Annotated in this window: 13 protein-coding genes; 7 read left to right on the top strand and 6 right to left on the bottom strand. The window is 56.0% G+C overall.

The window, feature by feature from the left end; genetic code table 11:
* Positions 1-204: 204 nt before the first annotated feature.
* The 3 genes from PQU98_RS09625 (at position 205) to PQU98_RS09615 (ending at position 4,383) form a co-directional block, all read left to right on the top strand.
* Positions 205-2,505: a catecholate siderophore receptor Fiu gene (locus PQU98_RS09625; RefSeq protein WP_272744729.1), complete on the top strand. Its 2,301-nt coding sequence runs from the start codon at positions 205-207 to the stop codon at positions 2,503-2,505.
* Positions 2,506-2,600: 95 nt separating this feature from the next.
* The gene (locus PQU98_RS09620) at positions 2,601-3,281 is read left to right on the top strand and encodes a Fe2+-dependent dioxygenase (RefSeq protein ID WP_272744728.1); all 681 of its coding nucleotides are present in this window, start codon (positions 2,601-2,603) and stop codon (positions 3,279-3,281) included.
* Between the two features lie 10 nt (positions 3,282-3,291).
* A complete protein-coding gene (locus tag PQU98_RS09615) occupies positions 3,292-4,383 on the top strand; it encodes an alpha-hydroxy acid oxidase (protein WP_272744727.1) in 1,092 nt (363 codons plus the stop codon).
* Between the two features lie 265 nt (positions 4,384-4,648).
* Here the strand turns inward: PQU98_RS09615 and PQU98_RS09610 are convergent, their stop codons facing one another.
* Positions 4,649-4,906, bottom strand: coding sequence for a hypothetical protein (locus tag PQU98_RS09610; RefSeq protein ID WP_272744726.1), 258 nt, complete (start codon positions 4,904-4,906; stop codon positions 4,649-4,651).
* 223 nt (positions 4,907-5,129) lie between these two features.
* The gene (locus tag PQU98_RS09605) at positions 5,130-5,870 is read right to left on the bottom strand and encodes a helix-turn-helix transcriptional regulator (protein WP_272744725.1); all 741 of its coding nucleotides are present in this window, start codon (positions 5,868-5,870) and stop codon (positions 5,130-5,132) included.
* A 91-nt stretch (positions 5,871-5,961) separates the two neighbouring features.
* Here PQU98_RS09605 and PQU98_RS09600 point away from each other — a divergent pair, with 91 nt between their 5' ends.
* The gene (locus PQU98_RS09600; RefSeq protein ID WP_272744724.1) at positions 5,962-7,065 is read left to right on the top strand and encodes a M14 family metallopeptidase; all 1,104 of its coding nucleotides are present in this window, start codon (positions 5,962-5,964) and stop codon (positions 7,063-7,065) included.
* Between the two features lie 3 nt (positions 7,066-7,068).
* Here PQU98_RS09600 and PQU98_RS09595 read toward each other — a convergent pair whose 3' ends face one another.
* The gene (locus PQU98_RS09595; protein WP_272744723.1) at positions 7,069-9,039 is read right to left on the bottom strand and encodes a putative bifunctional diguanylate cyclase/phosphodiesterase; all 1,971 of its coding nucleotides are present in this window, start codon (positions 9,037-9,039) and stop codon (positions 7,069-7,071) included.
* A gap of 127 nt (positions 9,040-9,166) precedes the next feature.
* Entirely contained in the window at positions 9,167-9,412 is a 246-nt protein-coding gene (locus PQU98_RS09590; RefSeq protein WP_272744722.1) for a MoaD/ThiS family protein, read from the bottom strand.
* Positions 9,413-9,532: 120 nt separating this feature from the next.
* On the opposite strand from PQU98_RS09590, the gene moaA reads away from it, so the two are divergent.
* The 3 genes from moaA to PQU98_RS09575 are packed head-to-tail and all read left to right on the top strand — an operon-like array spanning position 9,533 to position 12,358.
* Positions 9,533-10,558, top strand: a complete 1,026-nt coding sequence (moaA, locus tag PQU98_RS09585; RefSeq protein ID WP_272744721.1) for a GTP 3',8-cyclase MoaA — start codon at positions 9,533-9,535, stop codon at positions 10,556-10,558.
* A gap of 4 nt (positions 10,559-10,562) precedes the next feature.
* Positions 10,563-11,129, top strand: coding sequence for a molybdenum cofactor biosynthesis protein B (moaB, locus tag PQU98_RS09580; RefSeq protein WP_272745485.1), 567 nt, complete (start codon positions 10,563-10,565; stop codon positions 11,127-11,129).
* On the top strand, positions 11,129-12,358 hold the full coding sequence (locus PQU98_RS09575; RefSeq protein WP_272744720.1) for a molybdopterin molybdotransferase MoeA: 1,230 nt from the start codon (positions 11,129-11,131) through the stop codon (positions 12,356-12,358). Before moaB ends, PQU98_RS09575 begins: the two co-directional genes overlap by 1 nt.
* On the opposite strand, the gene mobA is transcribed toward PQU98_RS09575, so the two are convergent.
* Together mobA and cobA are read right to left on the bottom strand one after the other, a co-directional pair.
* Positions 12,341-12,934, bottom strand: a complete 594-nt coding sequence (gene mobA / locus PQU98_RS09570) for a molybdenum cofactor guanylyltransferase (protein WP_272744719.1) — start codon at positions 12,932-12,934, stop codon at positions 12,341-12,343. The two genes, PQU98_RS09575 and mobA, sit on opposite strands and share 18 nt — an antisense overlap.
* Positions 12,931-13,710: a uroporphyrinogen-III C-methyltransferase gene (gene cobA, locus PQU98_RS09565; RefSeq protein WP_272744718.1), complete on the bottom strand. Its 780-nt coding sequence runs from the start codon at positions 13,708-13,710 to the stop codon at positions 12,931-12,933. The genes mobA and cobA overlap by 4 nt, the downstream gene beginning before the upstream one ends.
* Positions 13,711-13,760 lie beyond the last annotated feature (50 nt).

Genomic DNA, 13,760 nt, shown 5'->3' with positions numbered 1-13,760 from the left:
TTTCGTTGTGTGCACATTGTGTCAGCCATGAAATGTGTTGGTTTTTTGCCACAATTTTTACAGGTTGATAATGAAAGTCAAAAACTGGACATTTTGCGCTTGCAAAAGGCGGGATTAGGTTTAATCGAGCTTGCGAATGATTATTAACTGCGGGGTGCGGTTGATAGTTTCTCGATATTTTATAAGCACGGATAACCAAAACCCATGACCAAAATTCGCAGCCGTAAACACAGCGTCAATCGCTACCTGGCCACTGTCGCCGCCGTCGCTATTCCGGCCATGCCCCTCATCGCTCACGCTCAGGCGGCGGAAGAAAAGACCCTGAAAGAAGTCACGGTTACGGCAACGGTCGATAAGTATAAGTCTGAACTGACGTCACCTAAGTTCACGCAAGCCCTGGTCGATACGCCCAAGACCGTGACCGTCATCACCAAGAACATCATTCAGGAACAGGGCGCCACGACCCTGATGGAAGCTCTGCGCAATACGCCGGGCATCACCATGCAACTGGGTGAAAACGGCAATACGTCGTCGGGCGATACGTTCCAGATGCGCGGCTTCTCGACGCAGTCTTCGCTGTTCCTTGATGGTATCCGCGATCTGGGGGCCGTAACCCGTGACACCTTTAACATCGAACAGATCGAAGTCGCCAAGGGGCCGTCCGGTTCAGATGGTGGCCGGGGGTCGTCTTCGGGCTACATCAATCTGGTGTCCAAACTGCCGACCTTGCAGGACGCGTCCTCGCTTCAGGCCAACCTCACCTCCGAAGGTGGCCTGCGCGGCGCGGTCGATGTCAACCACAAGCTGGGTGACACTATCGCTTTCCGTCTGAACGCTTTCTCTCAGGACAACGACGTTCCAGGCCGTGATGAAGTCAACAATTCTGGTTACGGCATCGCGCCATCCATCGCCTTTGGTCTGGGCACCCGCACCCGCCTTTATGCTTTTGCCCAGCACGTGAAGCAGGACAATGTCCCTGATGGCGGCATCCCCAGCATCGGTCTGGAAGGCTTCTATAATGCCGATGCAACGATCCGGGCCGGTGCCAAGGTTGATCGCGAAAACTTCTACGGTTCGGTCAATGATTTCGAAAAGACCGAAGCCAACATGCTTACGGTCAAGTTTGAGCATGACCTGAACGAAAACACTTTCGTCACCAACACGGCACGTTACGGTAAAACCTCTATGGATCGTGTCCTTACGGGGATTAACGGTATCAATCCAGCAAACTCCGGGGCTGTCCTGACCAATCCGTCTACATGGACTCTGGCGCGCAGCCGTCAGGGCGTGGATCAGGAAAATGAAATCCTGGCTAACCAGACCAGCATCGTCACGTCCTTCACCTTGGGCGGGCTTGAGCACGATCTCTCAGCCGGTGCCGAAGTTATGTATGAGCGTCAGAAAACTCTGACTCTGGCGACGTCTCTAGCCACGACGCCTGTGGCTGATGTTCCCGTCATTCCCGCTGCCAATCTTTATAATCCGAACGCCAATGTTGTTTTGCCCGCTCTCTTACGCACAGGCGCTATGACTGAGGGTAGCACGACAACGCTTTCGCTTTATGCGTTCGATACCATTAAACTCAATGACCAGTGGTTGATCAATGCCGGCTTCCGTTCAGATACCTACTCGACTGAAACCGACATCATAACCGTTCAGGGGCGAGTTACCGCACCTGCCGTTCAAACCATTCCCGTAGGAACCAAGCTGGCCGCGCACATTGAAGGTGATGATACGGTATTTAGCTGGAACGTCGGTGCGGTCTATAAGCCTCTGCCGAACGGCTCGATCTATGCGTCGATCGCCAATTCGGTCACCCCTCCGGGTGGCGCGAACTTTACGCTTAGCGAAAGCGCTACCTCTACGGCTAACCCAAACATGGATCCGCAGGAGACCTTCAACTACGAACTCGGCACGAAGTGGGATTTGCTGAATGAGCACCTGTCGCTGACGGCGGCCTACTATCGCACTGAGCATGAGAACGAAATCGCTATCGATTCCGATCCGTCGTCTGCCGTGCGTGTGGTGCAGTTTGGGAAACGTATTGTCGAAGGCCTGGAGCTGAGCGCTGTTGGCAAGATCAATGACAAATGGAGCATCATGGCCGGCATTGCGACCATGGAAACCGAAATCACCGATGGTTCGACCGGCAATAACGCCAATGGGGCGGCTGCCCGGTGGTCCCCGGATCTGACTGGCACGGTATGGACGACCTATAAGGTTCTGCCTAAGCTGACCATTGGCGGCGGCGCGCGTTATACGTCTGACCAAAAGCGTGTCGTTGATCCTGCGGCTGTAATTGCCACGTCAAACGTGCCGGAAATCCCGGCCTACTGGGTAGTGGATGCTATGGCAGCTTATGATTTCAACCGCGATGTAGCTCTGCGTCTGAATGTCTATAATTTGTTCGACGAAGACTATATTTCTACGCTTAACAACTCCGGTGCACGCCTGACCATGGGCCAGCCCCGCGCGGCGACTTTGAGCCTGAGCTACAAGTTTTAATCACTCTGCTGCGACAAAAAGAACGGCCCCCGTTGTGATGACGGGGGCTGTTTTTATTGGGAAAACCTGTAAAACGGTATCAGGAGGCGACCATCATGATGCTGCATATCCCTGACGTGTTAAGCCCTGATCAGCTTGGCGATATTCGCCGTGCGCTGACTGAGGCATCGTGGCAGGACGGGGCGGCGACCGCGGGGGCGCAGGCCAGTCAGGTCAAGCAGAACCGCCAACTACCCGCCGATGCGCCCCAGTCTCAGATTATGGCCGATATGGTCACCACGGCGCTCAAAGCCCATCCGTTGTTTGTGTCGGCGGCTTTACCGCATATCATTCTGACGCCGCGCTTTAATGCCTATGAAGGTGGTGGTCACTACGGCAACCATGTCGACAGCGCCATACATTACGACCCGTTGAAAAACATCAGTGTGCGGACCGATGTGTCCTGCACCGTGTTTCTGAATGATCCCGAAGACTACGATGGCGGTGAACTGATTATCGAAGACACTTACGGCGCCCATGAGGTCAAACTCAGCGCTGGTGATGCGATCCTTTATCCATCGACATCTCTTCACAGGGTTGAGCCGGTAACCCGCGGGGTACGGCTGGCGTCATTTCTGTGGGTGCAGAGTATGGTCAGGGATGATAGCCGCCGCCAGATGCTGTTCGATCTGGATATGACCATTCTTAAGCTGCGCCAAAAGGTGGGCGACAGTCCTGAAGTGGTGACCCTGACCGCCCACTATCATAATTTGCTGCGGCAATGGGCCGACTTATGAGGGCTGGCCTGTGACTATACTGACCTCAATCCCTCGCGATATTGTCAGCTTGAGCGACTATGAGCGCTATGCGCGCGCGCGGCTGGATGACAATGCCTGGGTCTATCTGATGAGCGGTGCGGGCGATGAACTGACCCTTGCCGATAATGCACAGGCCTATCAGCGCATCAAACTGGCGGGCCATGTACTGGGCAATGTGGCGGGCGGCCATACCCGGTTGGAACTGCTGGGGCGAACCTTACCGCATCCGATATTTGTGGCGCCAATGGCCTATCACCGGCTCTTTCATCCGGAAGGTGAAGCTGCCACCGCTCTGGGGGCAGGTGCGATCGGGGCGGGCATGGTCATAAGCTCACTGGCCTCTGTATCGTTTGAAGAGATTGCGGCCAAGGCGACCGGGCCCTTGTGGCTGCAACTCTATCTGCAACCGGATCGCGGGGCGGTGCTTGAGATGGTGCGGCGCGCTGAAGCCCTTGGGTTTGCAGGGGTAATGGTTACCGTTGATGCGCCTCTGGCTGGTTTGCGTAATCGTGAGCAGCGGGCAGGGTTTAGGCTGCCGGACGACGTGCGGGCAGTTAATGTCACGCCGCCGTCAGCGCCCTTACAGCCCCTTACGGCGAACCAGAGTGTGGTCTTTGATGGTTTGATGGCACAGGCACCGACCTGGGACGACATGGAATGGCTGGTGGGCCAAACCCGACTGCCAGTTATGCTTAAGGGCATACTGACGCCTAACGATGCGGTGAGGGCATTTGAGGCCGGTGCGACGGGTGTGGTTATATCCAATCATGGCGGGCGTATACTGGACGGACTGCCCGCAACGATTGAGGTTCTGCCCGCCATAGTCGCCGCCGCCCAAGGGCGCGGGCCGGTGCTTATCGATGGCGGTATCCGGCGCGGCAGCGATGTATTTAAGGCTCTGGCACTTGGGGCTGCGGCGGTTATGATCGGGCGGCCCATTATGCACGCTCTGGCTACCGCCGGAGCCTTAGGGGTAGCCCATGCTCTGCGCACTCTGCACGAGGAGCTGGAAGTGGTTATGGCCTTGAGCGGGTGCGCGACCGTAAAGGATATTGGGCCACAGCATCTTTTTACCGTCTAGCAAAGTGTCATTTGGGATGGGATTGTAAATAATTTGTAAAGCGATTGGTTGCCTAAATCTGAAATCGGTCTTAACTTGGTCTTGTCCGGCGACTTTGACCTATCGACCTCCCTCAATAGGCCAAGGCTTGCGCCCAAACTGGCCACAATATAAGGCACCCGTCAGGACGCACACGCCTGACGGGTTTCTTTTATACTTAAAACTAAACTTAAAATTATTTCTTACCCATAAAATTTTGTTGATCGGGCGTACACTGGAAACCGCTTTAATTGCGGCGGCCTGGGATGTGTGCTTTTAGCCCCATGTCCTGTTCTATCTGCTCACGCAACTGCATCCGCTTGGCCAGAGAATAGGTGTTGAGACAGATCGTAAAGGTAGCGCCAATCAGTTCAGCCACCTCAGTTTCGCCCTCTGCCTCGGCGATCGATTTGATGTAATCAAGCGCTGCAATCACATTATGAATGGTTTGCTCGCGGCTATCGAGATCTTCCAGTGAAAATACACCCGTATCTGTCTGGCTCATGCGTACATTCCCTTAACCCGTATTCAGAGCAATTTTCGATCATATTGAAATTTGCTCTGACTCTTTGTTTGGTCGCTCTTTCTGATCTGTCAGGTGCTGCCACCTGACAAGAAAACGCTCGAACGAAAGCCCCCGCCCTCGAAACCGCAGATATCAGGCTAATCGAAAAATCTATGCGTGGGCATCACGAGAATACGTGATGCCCCTATGTATAATGGCCAGGTCAGGGATGAATTATGCCGGCCATGACGGCTTTGACGACCGCCTGAACGCGATTGGTGACCTCAAGTTTGCGAAAGATGTGGCGCATATGGGTATCGACCGTATTGCGGCTGATGGTCAGAATGGACGCGATGTCTTCATCGGTTTTGCCGGCCGCCACCCACAGTAAAACCTCTTCTTCCTTAGGGGTCAGTACCGCAAATGTCTGTATATCCGATCGTGCGTACAGGCGTTTGTAGGCGGCGTAAAACTGGGTGCAATAGGCGCTGATCAAGTCCAGATCTTTCAGGCAGGCGTCTGTGCGTTCAGTACTGGCCAGAGCAACCCCAGCAATCTGGGCCCGCCGACCTTTAAATGGAATGCCAATACCATTGTTTAGACCGGCATCTTCGGCCAGACGCATCAGATTTATCTGAGTCTTATCCAGTGACTGCTGTTTTTCCAGATCCGACCACAAAAATCCCCAGTGATGGGTAGCTGCGGCCCTCAGCACAGGATCGTAGCGCGCCAGTCCTTTTTCGTCGTAGTGCTTTTGCCAGTCTTCGGGATAGTTGATCAGCAAACCTGTGCGATTAAATTCGGCCGGTATATCCAGATCGCGCGGTACCGAAAAATTAATCAGATCATAGCCAAACCTTTGCATGGCGCTGGTGAAGGTGCCAAACAGATCATCCGCCGTTGCGGCGCGTGCCGTATCCGCAATAAAATCTTCGAAGCGATGTGTACCTGGTGTATGCAGCATGACTTGAATTAAGGCTTTGTTGGGTTCACGCTACACGGCAATTGTGATCACGGCAACGACTAAGGTTGTAACCAGCGGAAGGTAGATAATAATGGCTTTGGCAGTGTCTTCTGATTTCGATGGCGGTAACATAGAGGTCGTGGCAGTAGACGGCGCTCAGGCCGAACTGCGCATCCGAAAAGACAGCCGCGCGGGCTGGAGCCAGTGGTTTTATTTCCGGGTAGAGGGGGCTGTGGGTCAAGGTTTGACCCTGACCCTCAAAGACGTTGATCAATGCTCATACCCCGATGGCTGGGATAATTACCGCGCCCGCGCCTCAGAAGATGGGCAGGTTTGGCACCAGTGCGATACCCGCTATGACAACGGTGACCTGATCATCACCTATACGCCGCAAACGCCGGTCGTGTGGTTTGCCTATTTCGCGCCATATAGCCTGAACCGCCATGAGGAACTGCTGCACCGGGCAGCCGGAACGGGGGCCAAACTCGACATCATCGGTCATTCGACCGAGGGGCGGCCCATTTCCCGTCTGCGGTTCGGCAGTGGCCGCAAAAAAGTGTGGTTTCTGGGGCGGCAGCATTCCGGCGAGACGATGGCAAGCTGGTGGATGGAAGGGGCCGTGGCGCACCTGATGAGGACGGACGATCCGGCGGTGACGGAACTGCTGTCAAAAGCCACGGTCTATCTGGTGCCGCTGGTCAATATCGATGGCGCATTCCACGGCAATCTGCGTGCCAATGCGGCGGGACTTGATCTAAACCGGCAATGGCACATTCCGCCTGAAAACGCGCCGGAAGTGGCGGCGGTGCTCAAGGCGATGGATGATACCGGCGTAGATTTCATGATGGATGTGCATGGTGATGAAGCCATTCCGCATGTCTTTATCGATGGCTGCGATATTGATGTGAAATCAAGCGCGGCGCAAAAGAACGGCTGTCAGGACTATTATGCCGCCCTACTGAAAGCCTCATCGGCGTTTCAGACCACCTATGGGTATCCGCCCAATTTCGGCGGTGATGAGGCCCCGACCATCTGCGCGCGCGCCATTCCGCGCCGCTATGGCTGTGTCGGGATGACGCTGGAAATGCCATTTAAGGACAGCCTTGATGCGTCTGATCCTGAACAGGGCTGGTCGCCGCAGGCCAGTGCCGATCTGGGTGTGGCCTGTTTGAACGCTCTTAACGCAATACTATAGCGATTAGGCATTTTGGCGGCGGGCGGGCTGGTCCTGTTCCATGTAGCGTAAGACCAGATCACCGGACATCGGCTTTGAGAAATACCAGCCCTGAATATAGTCGCCGCCCAGCTCGGTCAGGATTTCAAACTGGGTTTCGGTCTCTACACCTTCGATGACGCAGGTAAGCCCCATGTCCTGACACAGCACGATCAGCGAGCGCACGATCTTCAGGCTGGCCGGATTGGTGTCGATGTCGGAGATAAAACTCTTGTCGACCTTGATCTTATCGAGCGGCAGACGGTGGACGTGGCTGAGCGAGGAGTAGCCGGTGCCGAAATCATCCAGTGAAATCCCGCATCCTAATGCCTTAAGGGCATCAATCGCCCGTCGGGCCTGGGCGAAATCGCTGGTGATTGAGGTTTCGGTGATTTCAAAATCAATACGTTTAGGATCAACCCCGCTCTGGTTGACGCAGGCGATAATCTGCACCACCCCTTCGGCGACGGAGATATCCTGCGCTGACAGGTTGATCGAAATGCGGACATGATCTGGCCAGGATGCGGCGGCCTTAAGGGCCTTTTGAATGAGCACCTTCGTCATCGGTCGGATCAAGCCGGCGCGCTCGGCAATCGGAATAAACCGGTCAGGGCCAATGGCGCCCAGAAACGGGCTTTGCCAGCGGGCCAGGGCCTCAAAGGCGGCGATACGGCCGGTGCGGGCATCAACGATCGGCTGGTAGACCACGGACAGTTCGCATTGCAGATCGGCGGCTTGCAGGGCCTGCTCAACCACGCTGTGTTCATGGATCAGTTTCTCATGGGCCTGCGAGAACAGTACGGTTTGCCCGCGCAGATGGCGTTTGGCATAATAGAGCGCATAGTCGGCCCGCTCAAACAAGCCGTCGGGCGTATTGGCCGAATCCGGGAATGTGGCAAAACCAATACAGGCCGATATCAACGCGTGCGAGGCGCCAACATTGTACGGCAGGCGTACGATGTCGCCCAGCTTTTGCCCCAGCGTCATCAGGTCTTCGTCGCTGGGGTTGCCGGTGACAACCAGCCCAAACTCATCACCACCCAGTCGCGACAGGATGACATTTGATCCGCACAGGCTTTGCAGACGACGCCCTGCCTCAACCAGCACCCGGTCGCCGGTCGCGTGGCCATAGGTATCATTGACAGGCTTGAACCCATCCAGATCGACAATGCCGATGGCAAAGCGGTCCCCGCTTTTGTGGCAGATTTCAAACGTCAGGTTAAGCGCCGCGAAGAAACGCCTACGGTTCGGCAGGTCAGTCAGGCTGTCGAGATTGGCAATGCGGAAATTATCATCGCTTAAGCGTTCGGTCTCTTCCTGCTTGACGATCAGATCCTTGCGCGACTGCACCAGATTGGCAAAATCGCGATAATAGACCATCAGAATAAAGATCATGGCGATCGACACCAGCGCCAGATTGACCGCTACCGCCCGTAAGGCCGCCTGGCCTTCAAACATAAAAAAGATGATGAACGGCGTGTTGACGATCAGGGTCACGAGAAGTGCGGCCGAGCGCACGTGCATCAGGCAGAAAATGCAGCCAATGACCGTCAGGGCCATGAAAAACGCAATAAGCCCCTGGGCATAGGGATCGCCGTAGGGATAAAGCGCCAGACTCCAGGCTGTAAAACCAACCGCCAATCCTACGGCCAGCTTATGGGTCAGTCGCAGTTGTTTTAAGATTTGCGCATCGTCATATTGCGCGTGTCGCCTCTGCCACCAGACCTTGAGACGCAGGGCGCACAGCATGCCAAATGTGACGGGGATATAAACGGCCAGCCAGATCGGCGCTTCGCCATAAAAGGTATATGAGACCGTCAGCGCATTGGTGGTCAGGATGAAATAAAGAATGGGGGCCTGTTTGGTGAAGGCCTCAAACTGAGCACGCACCAGTGCCGGATTGTCCGATTGAACGCGGAACAGATCAATAATACGGGTTAAAGGCGACGGGGACAAGGGCTCTACCTGCGGACGGCGGACTGAAATGTCCGTTCACGAATTCTTCGATTGCGGGAATTCTAGCAGGCTTAGATAAATAAACCTTTACGCGTGGGCAGGTTGGTTTTAGGATTTAAGGCGCTATTTAACCGCCTGAAAAAACTGAGAAAAAAGCCACTTCGTCGGTGTCGTTCAGGGTGATGTCTTCGCGCGCCTTGGTTTGGTTGACGCTCATGTGAATATCGCAAGCTTTCAGGGCCTGCGCGGCCATAAGGTCGTTGAATACCGTATCGCGCAGCCGGTGCAGACTTGAGCCGGGTTCATGCGGCACAGTGATTTCGCGCTGACCGATCAGGTCGGATATCTTTCCGAAAAACAGAACGCGGATCATAGGGTTTCCTTACAGGGCGTTTGTAACCCTACAGGCAAATATAACGAATTTACAGTCACGATTGCGCGGTTTTTCTGTTCTTCATCAGGCTTTTGGTGTAGCCTGAGCGGCAGGTTTATTATGACGTTTTTACCCCAGATTCCGCCACTTGTGCCCCGCGCCGATGTTCATGGCCGCCGCATTTCCTATGTGCGGATTTCGGTGACGGATCGGTGCGACCTGCGCTGCACCTACTGCATGAGTGAGCGCCAGACCTTTCTGCCCAAATCAGCACTTCTGTCCTATGAGGAACTGGAGCGCTTAAGCCTGTTTCTGATGGATCAGGGGGTGAAAACCTTGCGCATTACCGGCGGCGAGCCGCTGGTGCGCAAGGGTATATTGGGTTTCCTCAAGCGCATCGGCGCGCATGTCGAAACTGGGCGCCTGAAAGAGCTGACGTTAACGACCAATGGCACCTTGCTGAAAGATGCGGTGCCCGATCTGGTGGCGGCGAACATCAAACGCATAAATGTGTCGATGGATAGCCTGAAACCTGATGTGTTCCGGCGTATTACGCGCGGCGGCGATATTGCCAGGGTCATCGAAGGGATCGAGGCGGCGCAAGGCGGGGGTATCAAAATCAAGCTTAATGTCGTGGCCCTGGCCCGCGATAACCGTTCGGAAATACCGGAAATCATAAGCTGGGCGCACGGGCGCGGTATCGATGTCTCGCTGATTGAGACCATGCCGCTGGGGGACGATATTGCCGGCCGTGAAGATCAGTTTGTGTCTTTGCGCGATGTTGTGGCCGACCTGTCATCGTTCTGGAGCCTTGCGCCGCTAACGGAAAAAACAGCCGGGCCCGCACGTTATTTCCGTGTGGCGGAAACCGGCGGCAAGCTGGGGCTGATCACGCCGCTCAGCCACAATTTCTGCGATGATTGCAACCGGGTGCGGGTGACTGCAACGGGTAAGCTTTATATGTGTCTGGGTCAGGACGATCATGTCGATCTGGCGGCTGCGTTACGGGCTGATCCGACCGATGCTGGCCTTGATGCCGCCTATGCCGAGGCCCTCAACCACAAACCCCGCCGCCATGAATTCCTGATCGAATCGGGTACCGTGCGCGGCGTAGGTAACCGTACCATGTCCGTCACCGGAGGATAGATTGCTGCCCCTTACCGACACTGACCGCGCCTATATCGGGGCGGGTCGTATCCATGAAGACCGCCCGTTCAAATCCGTCAATATCGCGGTGCTCACCGTATCCGACACCCGCACGGCGGAAAATGACACCTCCGGCGATGTACTGGCGCGGCGGATCACCGAGGCGGGGCATCATCTGGCGGCGCGCAATATTGTGCGCGACGATATTGACCATATCCGCACCATTATCCGCAACTGGATCAAGTCGAAAGAGATCGAGGTCATCATCACCACCGGTGGCACCGGCATTACCGGTCGCGATGTCACGCCCGAAGCGGTTGAGCCGCTGTTCGATAAACGTATTGAAGGCTTTTCGACTATTTTCCATATGGTCAGTTTTCAGACGGTCGGCCTATCGACCCTGCAATCGCGGGCTCTGGCGGGACTGATTGACGGGGTGTTTGTGTTCTGCCTGCCGGGGTCTAACGGCGCGTGTAAGGACGGCTGGGACAAGGTCATCCGCTGGCAACTGGATAGCCGTCACGGGCCGTGCAACATGGTCGAACTCATGCCCAGATTAAAGGAACGCTAATGGCCGCGCTCAAAGGGATAACCGTCGATCAGGCTGCCGACTTTATGCGTATGGTGGCGCCGAAACCGCGCACCCAAAAGGTCAAGCTGGAAAAAGCGCGCGGCCGGGTGCTGGCCGAAGATGTGCTCGCCACCCGCGATCAGCCGCCGTTCAATGCCTCGGCCATGGATGGCTATGCGGTGGTTGATCTGATTAGCGATGAAACCCTGCAAAATGAGCCTCTGACCGTGGTCGGTGACAGTCTGGCCGGCCGGCGCTTCAAGGGCGACCTGATTGCCGGTGAGGCGTTACGTATCTTTACCGGCGCGCCGGTACCAGAAGCCGCAAACGCCGTTATCATTCAGGAAAATGTCGATCAGCAGGGTGATCTGATTTTCGTCCAGCCCGATGGCTGGGCCTCGAAAAGCGATAATATCCGTCCGCGCGGTGGTGACTTCAAGGCGGGCGATGTGCTGCTTGAGGCCGGTCAAATCCTTGATCCGTGGTCGCTGTCGCTGGTCGCAGCGGCGGGGTACGATAAGGTTATTGTGCGCAAAAAACCGGTGGTGGCCATCCTGTCCAATGGTGATGAACTGGTGCAAGTGGGCGGTAAGCCCAAAGCCGATCAGATTTTTGAATCCGGCTCCCACGCCCTGATCGGGCTGATCGAACAATGGGGGGCTAAGGCCAAATTTATCGGGGCGGCGGGAGATAGCATCAAAGCCATCCACAAGGCGCTCAAAAACGTGAAAGCCGATCTGATCGTGACCATCGGCGGGGCCAGTGTCGGCGATTACGATCTGGTCAAACCGGCGCTGGAACAGATGGGACTTCAGATCGATTTTGCCAGTATCAATATCAAACCGGGTAAGCCGACCTGGCTGGGTAGTCTTGAGGGCGGGCAGCGCGTGCTCGGTCTGCCCGGCAATCCGGCCTCGGCTATGGTCTGTGCGCAGCTATTTTTGCGGCCCTATATCGAGGCGGCTCTGGGACGGTATGAACCGCGATCGCTGCTTGCCGCCAAACTTACCGCCGCAATCCCGGCCAATGGCCCGCGTGAAAGCTGGCTCAGGGCGGTGATGAGCCATGACGATAAGGGCCAGCTTAAGGTCACGGCTCTGCGTGACCAGGATTCGTCGCTGGTGACGGTGTTCGCACAATCCAATGCCCTACTGCGTCGTCTGGCTGATGCGCCTTCCTCTAAAGCCGGTGATCTGGTGCAAATCCTGCCATTAGAGCGCGCGCAGTAAGTCGAGATCTGTCAAGGTATTGATGTTGGTATAGGCGCGCTCATCGATCGGCGTGAGCGTGCTGACCTTTTGAGTGCTCAAAAATCGCAGCACACCCAGTCCGCCATCGGCTCTACGCAGGGCACCATCAAGGGCCGCAAACACTGACGGTTGCCACAAAGCGCATAAGGGGTGGTCGCGCTGGCCCTTGATATAGACAATATCCGCGCCCGACACCATCTGGGCGGTGATCAGCGACTTGACCATCGTGTCCGGAATATGGGGCATGTCGCACGGCAGGCTAATCAGCGACTTGGCCTTGAGCCGGATGGCGGCTTTCAACCCCGTGTGGATGCCGCTTAAGGGCCCAAGGTTCGTTATGGCCGGATCGTCATAGATCAGCGGTGTTTTCAGGGTGCGCAACTGCGTCGCGACTGGCGATATTGGTTCACCGGCATTGACCAGAAGCTGCGATACCTGCGGGGTAAGGGCGGCTATGGCATGGCTGATCAGGGGCGCGTGGTCATAGATGGCAAACGGCTTATTGCCGCCCATCCGCTGGCCCTTTCCCCCCGCCAGGACCACCCCCAAAATCATGCTGTCTGCGCTTGCATCTGAAGTTTCTGACATGCGTTAAGTGTAGCGGATGCGTCCAGCCGCGCAAAGCGGAAAGCCTCACCGACACCGATCAGGACGGGGCCTTCATAGGCGGCGTCAGATACCTGTGTGGCCAGTTGGCTTAGAGTGGATTTTAAGGCGCGGGCATGAGCCCGTCCGGCATTTTCGACGATGACAATGGGGGTGTTGGCGCTACGGCCCGCCGCGATCAAGCGCGCCTCGATATGAGCCGCATTATGCGACGACATGTAAAACACTAATGAGGTTTGCGGATCGCAGACGGCGGTTTCCTTCAGGTCGATCGAACCGTCCTTGGTGCGGCCGGTCAGAAACGTGACCGAACGGGCCTCACCGCGATGGGTGAGCGGAAAGGCAAACTGCGCCGCTGCGGCTGAGGCTGCGGTCACGCCGGGCAGGGTCTTGTGCGCAATATTGTGGGCCTCAAGGTAGTCGCGTTCTTCTTCGACGCGACCAAATACTGACGGGTCGCCGCCTTTGAGGCGCACCACATGCAGGCCTTTTTTCGCCAGCCGAACCATCAGGGCATTGGTTTTATCCTGCGGCACAGACAGACGATCACCGCGCTTTCCGACGCAGATCTTGACGCATTTGGCGGGGGCCAAGGCGATGATGTCTTCGCTGACGAGGGCATCATAAAGCACGGCTTGCGCTGATTGCAGGGCTTTCAGCGCCCCCAGCGTCAGGTGATCGGCATCGCCGGGGCCTGCGCCGACTAAGGATACAAAACCGGTCATTAGAATCCCCCCTGATGCAGGGGGGAAACCGGCCAGCACTCAAATAGCGA

The organism is Asticcacaulis machinosus (genome assembly GCF_028550435.1).
Taxonomy (GTDB): domain Bacteria; phylum Pseudomonadota; class Alphaproteobacteria; order Caulobacterales; family Caulobacteraceae; genus Asticcacaulis; species Asticcacaulis machinosus.
Note: the sequence above shows the minus strand (reverse complement) of the source record. Positions and strands in the feature narration are given on the sequence as shown.

Excerpts from the sequence above, each read along its gene's own strand:
- PQU98_RS09625 (WP_272744729.1), top strand. The coding sequence starts at position 205 with ATGACCAAAATTCGCAGCCGTAAACACAGCGTCAATCGCTACCTGGCC.
- PQU98_RS09620 (WP_272744728.1), top strand. The coding sequence starts at position 2,601 with ATGATGCTGCATATCCCTGACGTGTTAAGCCCTGATCAGCTTGGCGAT.
- PQU98_RS09610 (WP_272744726.1), bottom strand. The coding sequence starts at position 4,906 with ATGAGCCAGACAGATACGGGTGTATTTTCACTGGAAGATCTCGATAGC.
- PQU98_RS09605 (WP_272744725.1), bottom strand. The coding sequence starts at position 5,870 with ATGCTGCATACACCAGGTACACATCGCTTCGAAGATTTTATTGCGGAT.
- PQU98_RS09600 (WP_272744724.1), top strand. The coding sequence starts at position 5,962 with ATGGCTTTGGCAGTGTCTTCTGATTTCGATGGCGGTAACATAGAGGTC.
- PQU98_RS09590 (WP_272744722.1), bottom strand. The coding sequence starts at position 9,412 with ATGATCCGCGTTCTGTTTTTCGGAAAGATATCCGACCTGATCGGTCAG.
- moaA (WP_272744721.1), top strand. The coding sequence starts at position 9,533 with ATGACGTTTTTACCCCAGATTCCGCCACTTGTGCCCCGCGCCGATGTT.
- PQU98_RS09575 (WP_272744720.1), top strand. The coding sequence starts at position 11,129 with ATGGCCGCGCTCAAAGGGATAACCGTCGATCAGGCTGCCGACTTTATG.
- mobA (WP_272744719.1), bottom strand. The coding sequence starts at position 12,934 with ATGATTTTGGGGGTGGTCCTGGCGGGGGGAAAGGGCCAGCGGATGGGC.
- cobA (WP_272744718.1), bottom strand. The coding sequence starts at position 13,710 with ATGACCGGTTTTGTATCCTTAGTCGGCGCAGGCCCCGGCGATGCCGAT.